This window comes from Chryseobacterium sp. GVT01B (genome assembly GCF_019970045.1).
GTDB lineage: Bacteria > Bacteroidota > Bacteroidia > Flavobacteriales > Weeksellaceae > Chryseobacterium.
In genome coordinates this window covers 1-13,448 of the sequence record NZ_JAHXYI010000007.1, presented here as the reverse complement: position 1 = coordinate 13,448, position 13,448 = coordinate 1, and the positions used below count along the sequence as shown (strand labels likewise).

10 protein-coding genes are annotated in these 13,448 nt (G+C 35.9%); 4 read left to right on the top strand and 6 right to left on the bottom strand.

Features of this window, described 5'->3' with window-relative positions:
- Window positions 1-77 precede the first annotated feature (77 nt).
- On the top strand, window positions 78-905 hold the full coding sequence (gene ygiD, locus LC457_RS17240) for a 4,5-DOPA dioxygenase extradiol (RefSeq protein ID WP_223601001.1): 828 nt from the start codon (window positions 78-80) through the stop codon (window positions 903-905).
- Window positions 906-978: 73 nt separating this feature from the next.
- Here the strand turns inward: ygiD and LC457_RS17235 are convergent, their stop codons facing one another.
- The 3 genes from LC457_RS17235 to hutH all read right to left on the bottom strand — a co-directional run bounded on the left by LC457_RS17235 (window position 979) and on the right by hutH (window position 4,578).
- The gene (locus LC457_RS17235) at window positions 979-2,460 is read right to left on the bottom strand and encodes a S8 family serine peptidase (RefSeq protein WP_223601000.1); all 1,482 of its coding nucleotides are present in this window, start codon (window positions 2,458-2,460) and stop codon (window positions 979-981) included.
- A gap of 91 nt (window positions 2,461-2,551) precedes the next feature.
- On the bottom strand, window positions 2,552-2,998 hold the full coding sequence (locus LC457_RS17230; RefSeq protein ID WP_223600999.1) for a GNAT family N-acetyltransferase: 447 nt from the start codon (window positions 2,996-2,998) through the stop codon (window positions 2,552-2,554).
- 92 nt (window positions 2,999-3,090) lie between these two features.
- Entirely contained in the window at window positions 3,091-4,578 is a 1,488-nt protein-coding gene (gene hutH, locus LC457_RS17225) for a histidine ammonia-lyase (RefSeq protein ID WP_223600998.1), read from the bottom strand.
- 130 nt (window positions 4,579-4,708) lie between these two features.
- Between hutH and LC457_RS17220 the strand changes: the two genes are divergently transcribed.
- Both LC457_RS17220 and uvrC read left to right on the top strand, forming a co-directional pair.
- On the top strand, window positions 4,709-5,470 hold the full coding sequence (locus tag LC457_RS17220) for a hypothetical protein (RefSeq protein WP_223600997.1): 762 nt from the start codon (window positions 4,709-4,711) through the stop codon (window positions 5,468-5,470).
- Between the two features lie 85 nt (window positions 5,471-5,555).
- The gene (uvrC, locus tag LC457_RS17215) at window positions 5,556-7,349 is read left to right on the top strand and encodes an excinuclease ABC subunit UvrC (protein WP_223600996.1); all 1,794 of its coding nucleotides are present in this window, start codon (window positions 5,556-5,558) and stop codon (window positions 7,347-7,349) included.
- A 431-nt stretch (window positions 7,350-7,780) separates the two neighbouring features.
- On the opposite strand, the gene LC457_RS17210 is transcribed toward uvrC, so the two are convergent.
- The 3 genes from LC457_RS17210 to LC457_RS17200 are packed head-to-tail and all read right to left on the bottom strand — an operon-like array spanning window position 7,781 to window position 10,515.
- Window positions 7,781-8,530 (bottom strand): hypothetical protein, encoded by a 750-nt coding sequence (locus LC457_RS17210; protein ID WP_223600995.1) that lies wholly within the window; start codon window positions 8,528-8,530, stop codon window positions 7,781-7,783.
- A gap of 10 nt (window positions 8,531-8,540) precedes the next feature.
- Window positions 8,541-9,623 (bottom strand): PorV/PorQ family protein, encoded by a 1,083-nt coding sequence (locus LC457_RS17205; RefSeq protein ID WP_047377696.1) that lies wholly within the window; start codon window positions 9,621-9,623, stop codon window positions 8,541-8,543.
- A 13-nt stretch (window positions 9,624-9,636) separates the two neighbouring features.
- Window positions 9,637-10,515, bottom strand: coding sequence for a DMT family transporter (locus LC457_RS17200; protein WP_223600994.1), 879 nt, complete (start codon window positions 10,513-10,515; stop codon window positions 9,637-9,639).
- A 382-nt stretch (window positions 10,516-10,897) separates the two neighbouring features.
- Between LC457_RS17200 and LC457_RS17195 the strand changes: the two genes are divergently transcribed.
- Window positions 10,898-12,526: an acyl-CoA carboxylase subunit beta gene (locus LC457_RS17195; RefSeq protein ID WP_223600993.1), complete on the top strand. Its 1,629-nt coding sequence runs from the start codon at window positions 10,898-10,900 to the stop codon at window positions 12,524-12,526.
- The last annotated feature ends 922 nt before the right edge of the window (window positions 12,527-13,448 follow it).

Here is a 13,448-nt window from a genome sequence, read left to right as displayed (position 1 = left end):
ACATATTATAAAAGGTTCAGGGATTTGTCTAAAAGCCTTGAACCTTTTATTTTTTTATACTCTTCAATATTTAATTTATGAACCTCAACGATCTTCAAAACATAAGCAATAGTTTTAAAAGCACACAGAGAATGCCCGTTTTATTTCTTGGACATGGTTCACCTATGAACGCCATTGAAGAAAATCAATTTGTACAGGGTTTCCGAAAAGCAGCCTCTGAGATTCCTAAACCTAATGCAATTCTTTGTATTTCTGCCCACTGGTATACAGACGGAACTTTTGTAACGGCTATGGACATGCCTAAAACAATCCACGATTTTTATGGTTTTCCAAAAGCCCTTTTTGATGTACAGTATCCTGCTCCCGGAAGCCCGGAACTGGCAAAAGAAACGGCGGAACTTTTGCTCCCCGTTGATGTAGAAGAAGACCACAGCTGGGGACTGGATCATGGTGCATGGTCTGTGATAAAACATATGTATCCTGATGCTGATATTCCTGTGATCCAGCTGAGTATCGACCATACAAAACCTCCACAGTACCATTACGATCTTGCCAAAAGACTGAATAAGCTTCGTGAAAAAGGTATTCTGATTATTGGAAGTGGAAATATTGTGCATAACCTTCGCCTTATCGACTGGAAAAATATAAATACGGTGGGAGCTGGCTGGGACTGGGCTGTGGAAGCTAGAGAAAAAACCAATAACTGGCTTCTGGACGGAAATTTCCAGAATATTATTGATTACCAGAAACAGGGAACTTTCTTACAGTATGCAGTTCCTACACCTGATCATTATCTTCCTTTATTATATACTTTGGGGCTGAAAGATCAGTCTGAAGAACTTACTTTATTCAACGATGAACTTATCGGAGGCTCACTGAGCATGACAAGTGTAAGGATTGGATAATCTGATATTACAATAAAAAAAGGAAATACCTCAGCAGAGATATTTCCTTTTCTTTTTCTAATGGTAATAATTATTACTGTACTGCTTTTAATACATTGATGTTTCCGTAACCGTAGCTTGAATTAACGTTCGGATAGTAGGTTGCAGACTGTCTCATTTTATTAAGGACCTGATCTCTTGTCCATGATGGATTTTTAGCCCAAACTAATGCCGCGATTCCTGCCGTAGCCGCTGTAGCTACTGAAGAACCACCCACATAATCTGCCTGTCCGTTGTAATAGCTCAAAACCGGAACTGTATTTCCTGAAGCTCTCTCCATCTGGAAGGTAAAATCAATCTGACTTCCGGAGTGGCAAACATCACATTTCTGATTGGATGTATTCTCTTTTACCCCTGTTATCGCTTGGGTTTCCGACATTGATGCAGGGAAAATCACCCCCACAAAACTGGTAAAGCTGGTAGAAGTTCCTCCTGCACAGAAAATCAGTTTTCCTTTAGAATAAGCATATTTAACACCGTCTTCAATTTTTCCGACAGAGAAAATATGTCCCATTGACATTGAAATGATCTTCACACTGGTATTGTTGCCTAATTCTGTAAAAGCCGTTTTTACAGCAGTCTGCTCGCTGGATGTTTCCAGAACAACGTTTTCTGCAGCCCTGTAGGCGATCAGATTGGCATTATAAGCAACTCCTACAGGCAGTCCTGCATTATTTCTCGGAGCTGTCATTACGGAAGCCATTTTTGTTCCGTGCCCACACTGATCTCCGGATCCGTCTGAGTTATATACTCCCAACTTGCTGATTGTTCTCCCTGAAGATGCTCCGTTGTTAAAGCTTCCTCCCAATAAAGTCTGTTCCGGAGAAACTCCTGTATCAATAAGTCCAATGGTAACGCCTGCTCCTGTACTGTAACTCCATGCTTCAGGAATGCTGTGCTTGGTGAAAGCCCAAGGGATTTTTGCACTTGGTGTTGTAGAGGTGTAATCTGCCGTACTTAATGTTGATGATGAAAAACCACATCCTGACGAACCGCTTCCGGAAGATTTTGCTTCTGCATTATATTGAGCTTCAAATTCAAAATAATGATAGTCAGCCGGCTCTACATATCGGATATTTTTCATTTGTCGAAGAGCAGCAATGGTTTCTTCATTTTCAATAACAACATCCATTTGGTTAAGATACTGATCTGAAAGAAGAAGAAAATTTCTCTCCTCTTTTCCTTCATATTTTTTGATTACAGAAAGAACTTCTTTTTCCATATCGTTACTGTTTGGAGATTTACTTCTGTCAAAATCATCTTTAGAAGCTCCGAAACCGATAGACACCATTTTGTTTCCGCGGAAAATAGCACTCCAAACGAAATGATCAGATTCATTCTTCCAATTGAAAGTTCCGTCCGTTTTAATAGCCTGATTGATCCTTTCATTGATTTGCTTTGCAGTCAGTGGATCTTTCTGTGCCATTTCTGTTTTTACATTTTCGTTCTGAAGTTCTTCTCTGGAACACGAATTTAAGGCAAAAAATATTGCCAGTAGGAATACAGTTTTTTTCATATGTTATAATTTTGGTTGGAGCCACAATATAACACTTTCATGAGAATTAAAAACTTTTAAAAAATGAATTTAGCATTACATGAATATTAAATTACAATATCTTCTCGTAGCAGACACTTTGCTCTATTCCAATGTATTGTCCATAATTGGGTATTCTGTAAAATCCACTTTTCTCATACACGGAAATAGCATTTTTCAGATCCTGAGAAGTTTCTAAAACCGCCTTTTTAAAATTCAATTCTGCGGCCCAGCTTTCCAGTTCCTTTACAATCGTTGAACCCAGTCCTTTTTTTCTGAAATCCGGATTGGTAAACATTCTTTTTATTTCTACTGTATCTTCGGAAAAAGGTTTGAATGCTCCGCAAGCTGCCGGAATAGCATCAATATAAACTACAATACAGTTTTTAATGGTATCAATTTTATTAAACTGAGCAAAAAAATCATCTTCCTCACCATTATGTTCTGCTAAAGTAGCGTCAAGATATTTTACTAATTTTTGAAAGTCTGGATTCGTAGAATCTGTTCTAAGTACATTCATGTTTATTTGATTTAAAAATTGAAGGATTTAAAGATTAAAAGATTTGTGAAAGCAAAAAAGCTCCCTTTCGGAAGCTTTTATTTATTTAAAGTTTAGTTGACAACAAATTTTCTTTCATTGATCAGCTCTGCAATTGCCAGCATGTCTTTACCGATCAGTCGGTCATCTTCAAGCTTAGCAACTTTGGAACGAAGAACTGTAAAGTTTTCTTCAATTACTTTAGAGCATTTTGCAGGCCTTCTGAATTCCAGTCCCTGAGCAGCAAACATCAGCTCAACGGATAAAATATTCACAAGGTTACCAAGAACCTGATTGAATTTTCTTCCTGAAATACTCCCCATGGAAACATGATCTTCCTGACCTAAACTTGTAGGAATAGAGTCTGCTGACGCCGGAAAACATAATGTTTTATTTTCTGTAACCAAAGCAGCTGAAGTATATTGAGGGATCATAAATCCTGAATTTAATCCTGAGCTTTCCGTTAATAATCTTGGTAATCCGTACTTTCCTTCTAACAATAAGTAACTTCTTCTGTCAGAAATATTACCTAATTCTGCAGCTGCCAGCGTAGCATAGTCTAAAGGCAGAGCCATCAGCTGTCCGTGGAAGTTACCCCCTGAAATAGATTCTTCAGCACTTAATACAATCGGGTTGTCTGTTACGGAGTTCAGTTCTGTTTCCGCCATAATTCTAAGGTGTTCAAAAGCGTTTCTGCTGGCTCCGTGAACCTGTGGTACACATCTCATGGAATAAGGATCCTGAACTCTCTCGCAATCTTCGTGAGCTTGCATATTTTCTGATCCTTTTAAGAATTTAAGCATTCTTGCCGCTACTTTTTTACTGCCCTCAAAAGGTCTGATCTCATGAAGCTCTTTTTTGAACGGGCTCGCAGAACCTCTGTACGCTTCAATACTCATTGCAGCAGTCATATCCGCAAGATCTAATAAATATTCAAATTTTTCAAGCCCTTTGATTGCATGAGCAAGGATAAACTGGGTTCCGTTGATCAATCCTAATCCCTCTTTTGGCCCTAGAGCCAATGCTTCAAGGTCGAGTTTCTTCAGAACTTCCATGGTATCAGAAACCTGATTCCCTTCCCAAACCTGTCCTAAACCAAGTAAAGGCAACACCAGATGTGCCAAAGGAGCAAGGTCTCCCGAAGCCCCTACAGATCCTTGTTCAGGAACCACCGGAATGATATCTTTTTCTAGCATCAGAATCATTCTTTCAATAACTTCAAGAGAAACTCCGGAAAATCCTTTTGAAAGTGCATGAACTTTAGCAATCATCATAATCTTGGAAAGTTCTTTATCAATCGGTTTTCCTACTCCTACTGCATGAGAGATAATCAGGTTATATTGTAACTGAGCTGTTTCGTCTGCCGATATTTTAGTATCACATAAAGGTCCGAACCCGGTATTGATTCCATACACACATCTGTCAGACTCTACTATTTTCTGTACGTTTTTCTGAGATTTTAAGATTTGTTCTTTTGCGGCTTTATTAAGCTTGGCTTTATTTGGCTTTTTACAGATTTCCAGAACATCATGGAAAGTAAAAACATCTACCCCGTATATCATTTCTAAAAAATTTTCTTAAAATTACGCATTTAACAATAATTGGAAAAGCTAAATTTCAATCTTCTATATTTTTATATAAACAAGGAAATTATTTTACTATTTTTAGCCCCGAAATTAAAAACAATAATACATGAGACTGAAAACTCTACTCCTTGCTTTATGTGTAGCAAGCACAACAGCTTTCGCCCAGAAAGTAAAATATTCCAAAGAAGAAAGAAAAGAAATGAACCGTTATCTGTTTAACGAAGGGTTCGATACTGCATCTGATAAAAAGGTCTCCACAATCATATTAAAAGACAATACTGAATACCAGGGTTACAGTAAATCATGGGAAAAACAGAGAGGACAAATTCTGTCCATTACCATTGAAGACGTTGATACGAGAAAGCCTATGAAATTTACAGCGGTAGATATTGCTGAAATGTATTTGTATGCAACAGAGAGGGAAAAATCTATGAAAGCAGGAAAGTTTATTTCAAACATGAGGAATTACAGCACCAAAAAATACAGTAAATCTGTAACCAACGATGCAATCCCATATGAAAACCAGGTTGTTTCTTTAAAAAACAAGAAAGAGCCCAAAGCTTTTTTAATGCAGGTTATCAATCCTGAATTTAATGAACTTATTACGGTTTATCATGATCCGTTCGCTTCAGAAACCATGTCAACAGGTTTTGGTGGTGCTCCTGCATTTGGTGGCGGTGTCATAAAATCTTATTATGTAAAAAAGGGTGACAAAGTGATGTGGCTTCATAAAGATGATTTTGAAGATAACTACGATTTTCTATTCGGAGACAATGCAGAGTTTATGAAAAAATATCCTAAAAACTCTGTAGAATGGGATTATTTAAGCTTTCTGATCTATCAATATACAGAAATGAATCACGGATAAAATACTTCCAAGAATAAATTAAAACCTGCGGACTGATCTGCAGGTTTTCTTTTTTAAATAGGGAAAGTTTCCTTAATTTTGTTATATGAATCCTTCTTTAGAACTACAGCTCAAAACCTTACCATCCGAACCCGGCGTTTATCGTTATTATGATAAAAACGAACAGCTTTTGTATGTTGGGAAAGCGAAAAATCTAAAAAAAAGGGTTCTCTCCTATTTCAACAAAAACCTTTCCGGATACAGGATCAAAATAATGGTCGGGAAAATCCAGCGATTGGAAACGACAATTGTAAACAGTGAGTATGATGCACTTTTATTGGAAAATAATCTGATTAAGGAACATCAGCCGTTTTACAATGTCATGTTGAAAGATGACAAAACCTATCCGTGGATCTGCATCAAAAATGAAGATTTTCCACGAATCTTTCTGACCAGGAATGTAATTAAAGATGGATCCGAATATTATGGTCCTTATGCAAAAGTACGTCCTGCAAAGATTTTACTGGATACCATCAAACATATTTACAAACTTAGAACCTGTAATCTGAATCTTTCTCCGGCCAAAATTGCTGAAGGGAAATATAAAGTCTGCCTGGAATATCATATTAAAAACTGTGAAGGTCCGTGTGAAGACCTTGAAAGCAAGGAAGAGTATGATGAAAAGATAGATGCCATCCGCGGGATTATCAAAGGGGATTTCCGAAAAGCTAAGGATTATCTGGTCAATCAGATGATGAAACTTGCTTCCAATCTTCAGTTTGAACAAGCTCAGATTATTAAAGAAAGACTCGATATTCTGGAAGATTACCAGGCTAAGAATACTGTAGTCAACCCTAATATTGACGATGTGGATGTCTTCGGAATGACCAGCGATGAAACGGCAGCATATGTCAATTTCTTTAAAATCAGAAATGGAAATATCATCCAGAGTTTTACGACCGAGATAAAAAAAATTCTTGAAGAAACAGATGAAGACATTATGGAGGAAGCGTTGATTGAGATCCGCCAGAAATTTTCTTCTGATTCCAAAGAAGTACTGTTGCCATTTCATTTGTCTGTAGAAATTCCTAATGTAAAACTGATTGTTCCTAAGGTTGGAGATAAAAAAAGAATTGTAGAGCTTTCCGAAAAAAACGCTAAAGAATATCGTCTGGAAAAACTGAAACAGGTTCAGATTGTAGATCCTGAAAGGCATACCAACAGAATCATGGCGGAAATGCAGAAACTTCTCAGAATGCCGGTTGAGCCCAGACATATTGAAGGTTTTGATAACTCAAATATTCAGGGAACTAATCCTGTCTCAGCATGCGTTGTTTTCAAAGATGGCAGACCAAGTAAAGCAGATTACAGAATTTTCCATCCTAAAACAGTGGAAGGGCCTAACGATTTTGCTACGATGGAAGAAGTGATCTACCGCCGTTACAAAAGGATGCTTGATGAAGGTGAAGATCTCCCCCAGCTTATTCTGATAGACGGAGGAAAGGGACAGTTGTCTTCAGCTGTAAAGAGCCTTAGATTATTGGGACTTTACGGAAAAATTACCATTGTAGGTATCGCCAAAAGACTGGAGGAGATTTTCTTCCCTGAAGATCCTATTCCTTTATATCTGGATAAAAAATCTGAAACATTGAAAATCCTTCAGCGTGTACGTGACGAGGCTCACCGATTTGGGGTAAAGCATCATAGAACGAGAAGAAAAAATTCTACAATAAAATCTGAACTGGAAGAAATTCCTGGTGTTGGAGAAAAAACTATTGAGCTGCTTCTGTCTAAACTAAAGTCTGTAAAACGTATCAAAGAAGCCAATATGGAAACGCTGGAAGAAATTTTAGGGAAAAGTAAGGCTAAAGTGATTTGGGAGTTTTTTAATGCCAATTGATAATCTGGCGCAGTTTAACAGTTATGTTACACTAGCAAAATAGTCCTTCTTTATAAAATTTCACATCTATTTTCTATTTCATCAACAAGTGACAAAAATCAACATTCCTTTAACCATAAGGATAATTCATTAAAGAAAAACACAAATAAATAAATATTTTACTAAATAATAGTATTATTTATAATTTTTTCATAAATTAGTAATATCAACTAATAACAATAATACTATGAAAATTTTTCTCATTTTATAAATCTTTCTATATTTTCATTTATCACTATAAATGGTGACTTACCTCTTATGTCTGTTTCATGTAGAAAGTCTGATCAAAGCATCTTCTCACTTTCTGAAAAAATGAAAAACACATCAGCATATATATTATAAAAGGCTCTTTTTCAAGAGCCTTTTATGTTTATTATTTTGTAATTTCCAGATTATTTTGCCGCAAAAACTTCTTTAGAAAATTTTCCATCAGCCTGTGGCATATCTATCACAATGCTTCCGTTTTCAAAATATCCTATGGTAGTATTTCCGTCAGCCAATTTCACTAAGAAAACAGCATCTTTCGAAGTTGATTTAAATGTTGCAAATGGTACAGAACTTCCAGATTTTGCTAAGATAAATTGAGTAGGATCAATCTGTATTTTCTGAAGGGTAAACTTCCCATTTGAGTAGCTATTCGCTTCCGGAGTTTTTGAAGATACAATAGTTTTCGAAACTATATTCTGTCCGTTTTGAGTATTATCAGACATTTTTGCAGGCAGCATCTCTATAGGATTGGAGAATGCAACGTCTATGAGAGCTTGCTTCAATGCATCTGGAAACCCTTCTTCAAATTCTTTTATATCCGAACGACCTTTGGATTCAAAAATAGTCTTTTTGTTACAGTCTTTGAACTGCAGAATCACTTTATTTGTAAATAAACTTTTATCATTTAGTACTTCTGCATTAATTACATTACAGGAATTATTTCTAGCCTCAGACGGCCATTTGTCCATCGCTTCGGTTAAAATTTCATATTTTTTTCCCTGTAAGGCTTTAGCCAGATAAGCTTCCAATCCAAAACTGCTATTTTTAAAGGTTTTAAATTTTTCCGGAATCACTACATATTTGTAATCTGAAACCTTTTGTGTAAAAGCCATTGTTGAGCACACAACCAACGTCAGCATTAATAACTTTTTCATTTCTATAATTTTAATCGTTTCTGAATGCTCCCATATCAAGTTTCAATGAGAAGAAATTGGAATAGAAATTAGATCCGCCTATCCCTGAATTCGTAATCGCATAATCCAGTGTAAGTCCTCTGTATCTGATCCCAAGACCTGCACTTGGCTGGAAAGAAACTTTTCTTTTAAGGTCTTCTATATCTGTAATTGACTGGAATCTGTTGATCCCCAATCTCACAAAAATCATTTTCTGATATCCCAGTTCAGCTCCTGCATAGGGACTGATACTTGCAAAATCTGTTGAAATCAATGAAGCAGTTTTAGCGAAATCTACATTAATTCCTGCTTCCGGCAATACATAAACACTACTGTTGATTTCAAATAATTTACTGGCACCTACATTCAACTTAGGCATTGTAAGTTCCAGTTTATCTTTCGGTGCGGGGTTGAATTCTTCTCCGTTGACAACAGTTGAAAGTTCTTTCTGATTGATACTCCAAAAGTTGACGGTAGTAGTGATATCTCTTACCATACCTCCAAACTTCCATCCGTTATCTGCTTTATAAATCGCCCCCACATCAAAACCAAAACCATAACCATTTGCAAATTTACCTACGTTTCTGTAGACAATTTTAGCATTTACCCCAACATCCAATTTTGGATTTCCTCCTGGCCTGAAAGCATAAGAAAGGATAGCCGCGTAATCGGATTGAGAAAATTTAGTAATTTTATCATAATCAATATTTCCTTCAGAGTCAATCATCTGGGTAGTATTCAAAATATTGTCTACACCAAGTCTCACCACTGAAACCCCAAAAACACCTTCTTCAAGTACTTTCGCATACGCCAGATAGTCGTATTTTGCGATAGACTCAAAGTATTCTGCGTGCATTGCTGCACCTTGCCAGTCTCTTTCAACTGACATCAAACCTGCAGGGTTCCACATAGGAGAATATACATCATCCTGATTGGTAATTACTGCCCCACCCATTGCAAGACCTCTTGCTCCGGCTCCGATATTTAAGAATTCATTGGAATATTTCCTGATAATCTGAGATTGAGACAGCCCAAACAGCAGTGAAAATGCAAGTAAAAGATATTTTTTCATCATATAAATTTGATGCTTAGTTTAAGTTTTTAGTTTTTCTGGCTTTAATTAATCCATTGACTATGATTGCCAGTATCATAACTCCTGAAGCAATATAAAATATAGGGCTCATATGTTCTGATTCCCCAAAGATAAAAAAAGCTAGTATAATTCCGTAGACAGGTTCTAAATTAACTGTTAAAATTAAAGTAAAAGGTGATATATACTTCATTAATTTCACCGATTCTAACATGGGGAAAGCGGTAAAAACACCGGCTAACAAGCATATTAACGCCAAATCCCGGTAGTTTATTTCGTTCATTTGAAAAATTTGCCCCGAAAGCAAATAAAATATCAATAAAATAAACCATCCACAGAAAATTTCATAAAAAATGATGTTTCCAGAACTCGTTTTGCCAAACATTTTCCCATTAAAAACAGAAAAGATAGTTCCAAATACAGCACAAAGGATTCCATAAATAATACCTTCTTTAAAATGAAACTCTGTTTTGAAGATTAATAATATACAGGCAACGATGACCGTTCCCATTATAACTTCAGATATATCGATCTTTCTTTTGAAAATAATAGGCTCCAGAATCGAGGCAAAAAGTGTAGATAAAGAAAGACAACTTAACGCAATGGAAACATTGGAAACTTTAATGGAATAGAAAAAACAATACCAGTGAAGCGCCATTGCAAAACCTATTGCCGCCAGCTGAAAAAATATTTTTTTTGAAACTTTTATACTTTCTTTCTTAAAGCCCCTGATGAATACAAAAAGAAAGATAGAAGCAAACAACATCCTGTAAAACACAAGGATCTGAGCATTGGCATGAATTAATTTTCCCAAAATTGCAGTGAACCCCCACAAAAACACTATTAAATGCAACCTGAAAAGTGCCAATTTATGCATAACCTATCTCCTTTTGATTTTTAACGTGCAAATTTACAAATCCCAATCACAAAAATTGATAAAAAAACACGTTTAATATAAAAAAAGTTAATAAAAATTAAAATAAAGATCAATCAATAAAAAACCCTGAAAATTTGTTAAACTTTCAGGGCCTTCAAATAATAAACTATTAAAAAAATAAACTAGGAACTTAGAGTATTTGCAGAGAATATCACCTCTGTTACTCTAGTGTAAAGTTAGAAAAAATATAAATTATTTAAAAATATTTTTTAGTTAAAAATTTCACAATTTACTAGAAACCAAACTATTAAACACCTGTTTTACTTCCTATTTGTATTCCTCATAAAAATAGTATCTTTAAGCGTAAAAAATTGAAAATTTTATGGACATCGAATTCAATAAACGAGAAGATCAGAACAGACTAAAATTATCTGAAATAAATCGCTTACTCACTGAGATCAAAAAAGGAGGTGGTGAGAAGAGGCTTCAAAAGCTTCGTGATGAAGGAAAAATGACAGCAAGAGAAAGAATAGATTATCTTCTCGATAAAGATTCAGATTCCATAGAAGTAGGAGCATTTGCAGGATATGAAATGTATAAGGAACATGGAGGATGTCCCAGCGGAGGAGTTGTAGTGGTTATTGGCTACGTTTCCGGAAGACAATGTATCATCGTTGCGAATGACGCTTCTGTAAAAGCTGGTGCATGGTTTCCTATCACAGGAAAGAAAAACCTGAGAGCACAGGAAATTGCCATGGAAAACAAGCTTCCAATCATTTATCTGGTAGATTCTGCGGGTGTTTATCTTCCAATGCAGGGTGAGATCTTTCCAGATAAAGAACATTTTGGAAGAATTTTCAGAAATAATGCTAAAATGAGCTCTATGGGGATCATCCAGATTTCTGCCGTTATGGGGAGCTGTGTAGCCGGAGGAGCTTATTTACCAATCATGAGTGATGAAGCGATGATTGTGGATAAAACAGGTTCTATTTTCCTTGCCGGAAGCTATCTTGTAAAAGCTGCTATCGGTGAAAGTATTGATAATGAAACATTGGGAGGCGCTACCACCCACTGCTCTATTTCTGGAGTAACAGATTATAAGGCTAAAGATGACAAAGATGCTTTGAACAGAATCAAAAACATCATGAAATCTCTTGGAAGTACTGAAAAAGCAGGCTTTGACAGAATTGAAAGTTACCCGCCAAAAGAAAATCCTGAAAATATTTTCGGAATTATGCCGGTTTCCAGAGCTGAGCAATATGATACTTACGAAATTATCAAATGTATTGTAGACAACTCCGAATACGAAGAATATAAACCAGATTATGGTAAAAGTATTATCTGTGCAACAGCCAGAGTTGATGGCTGGTCTGTAGGTATTGTAGCCAATCAGAGAAAGCTTGTAAAAAGTGGTAAAGGAGAAATGCAGTTTGGTGGAGTTATTTACTCAGATTCTGCAGATAAAGCAACCAGATTTATAGCCAACTGTAATCAAAGAAAAATACCTTTAATCTTCTTACAGGACGTTACCGGATTCATGGTAGGTTCCAAATCAGAACATGGAGGTATCATTAAAGATGGAGCTAAAATGGTAAATGCAGTTTCCAATTCTGTAGTTCCTAAATTTACTATTATTACGGGGAATTCTTACGGAGCAGGAAACTATGCGATGTGTGGAAAAGCTTATGATCCCAGATTAATTGTTGCATGGCCTTGGGCTGATCTGGCTGTAATGGGAGGAGCACAAGCCGCAAAAGTACTTGCTCAGATCCAGGAGTCTACGTTAAAAAAGCAAGGAAAAGAAATTACTGAAGAAGAACACAACGAAATTTTGGATACAATTTCAAAAAAATATCAGAAACAAACAGAATCTACTTATGCAGCTGCAAGATTATGGACAGATGCCATCATCAACCCAGCTGATACAAGAAAATGGATTTCTATGGGAATTGAAGCGGCTAATAACGCTCCTATTACCGAGAAATTCAACTTGGGAGTAATTCAAGTCTGATAATAAAATTATAAAAAATAAACACGGCTATTTCAGTTTGAGATAGCCGTGTTTTTTATATATGCATTTATTTTTAAAAAGATGATGAGTCTTGTATTAAGATTAGAAATAACAAAAGGTTTAGCCATTAGAAATTTGGATGAATATATTATTGATAATATAATAACTAATGTAAATAATATACTAAATTTAGATTCATACAATATTACATCCTATACATAAAGATAGGATTCTGACAAAAATTACATCAATAGTAAAGAATCGTTTTCTAAAGAACTTATTACTATTTCAGGAGCATTCTCCCGCTATCCATTCATACTCCTCGCTCCTATGCTTTCCTACGCTCAAACCCAACAGCTTTACCACTCGTCCTGCGGGGTAACCATTACTATCGTGGCTAGGGAAGACGAATGATGAATTATAAATTATAAATTATGAGTTATTGGGTACAGATTAAGAGTCATCAATTTTATATAGTGATCTAATAATATCCCAACTATGACATTCCGAAGGAATCCAGCCACACTATTAGAGCCTAAAGGATTCAAAGGAGTAGCACAGAGTTTTTAATATTTAAGTGATCTGATAAGCTATACTTAGTAACTGACTAGAATAATGCACTGTTTAGACTCCTTCGGAGTGACAAGGGAGTGCTATCAATGATAAGTGATAAATAATCAATGATGAAGGATCTCTGGTATTGGTTGGAAACAGGAACCATTAATCATTATTGATTACTCATTGCTTTGGAGTTGTGTTTTCTTTCGAGTTGTGCTGGGTTTGCTTTGGATTTGAGTTGTGTATAAAGCAAAAAAAATCCTTTATCATAAGATAAAGGATTTTTAAAAATAAAATAAAAACTGGCGGCGGCCTACTCTCCCGCTTTCGCAGTACCATCGGCGCTGGTGGGCTTAACTTCTGT

Excerpts from the sequence above, each read along its gene's own strand:
- ygiD (WP_223601001.1), top strand. The coding sequence starts at position 78 with ATGAACCTCAACGATCTTCAAAACATAAGCAATAGTTTTAAAAGCACA.
- LC457_RS17210 (WP_223600995.1), bottom strand. The coding sequence starts at position 8,530 with ATGAAAAAGTTATTAATGCTGACGTTGGTTGTGTGCTCAACAATGGCT.
- LC457_RS17195 (WP_223600993.1), top strand. The coding sequence starts at position 10,898 with ATGGACATCGAATTCAATAAACGAGAAGATCAGAACAGACTAAAATTA.
- LC457_RS17230 (WP_223600999.1), bottom strand. The coding sequence starts at position 2,998 with ATGAATGTACTTAGAACAGATTCTACGAATCCAGACTTTCAAAAATTA.
- LC457_RS17220 (WP_223600997.1), top strand. The coding sequence starts at position 4,709 with ATGAGACTGAAAACTCTACTCCTTGCTTTATGTGTAGCAAGCACAACA.
- LC457_RS17235 (WP_223601000.1), bottom strand. The coding sequence starts at position 2,460 with ATGAAAAAAACTGTATTCCTACTGGCAATATTTTTTGCCTTAAATTCG.
- hutH (WP_223600998.1), bottom strand. The coding sequence starts at position 4,578 with ATGATATACGGGGTAGATGTTTTTACTTTCCATGATGTTCTGGAAATC.
- uvrC (WP_223600996.1), top strand. The coding sequence starts at position 5,556 with ATGAATCCTTCTTTAGAACTACAGCTCAAAACCTTACCATCCGAACCC.
- LC457_RS17200 (WP_223600994.1), bottom strand. The coding sequence starts at position 10,515 with ATGCATAAATTGGCACTTTTCAGGTTGCATTTAATAGTGTTTTTGTGG.
- LC457_RS17205 (WP_047377696.1), bottom strand. The coding sequence starts at position 9,623 with ATGATGAAAAAATATCTTTTACTTGCATTTTCACTGCTGTTTGGGCTG.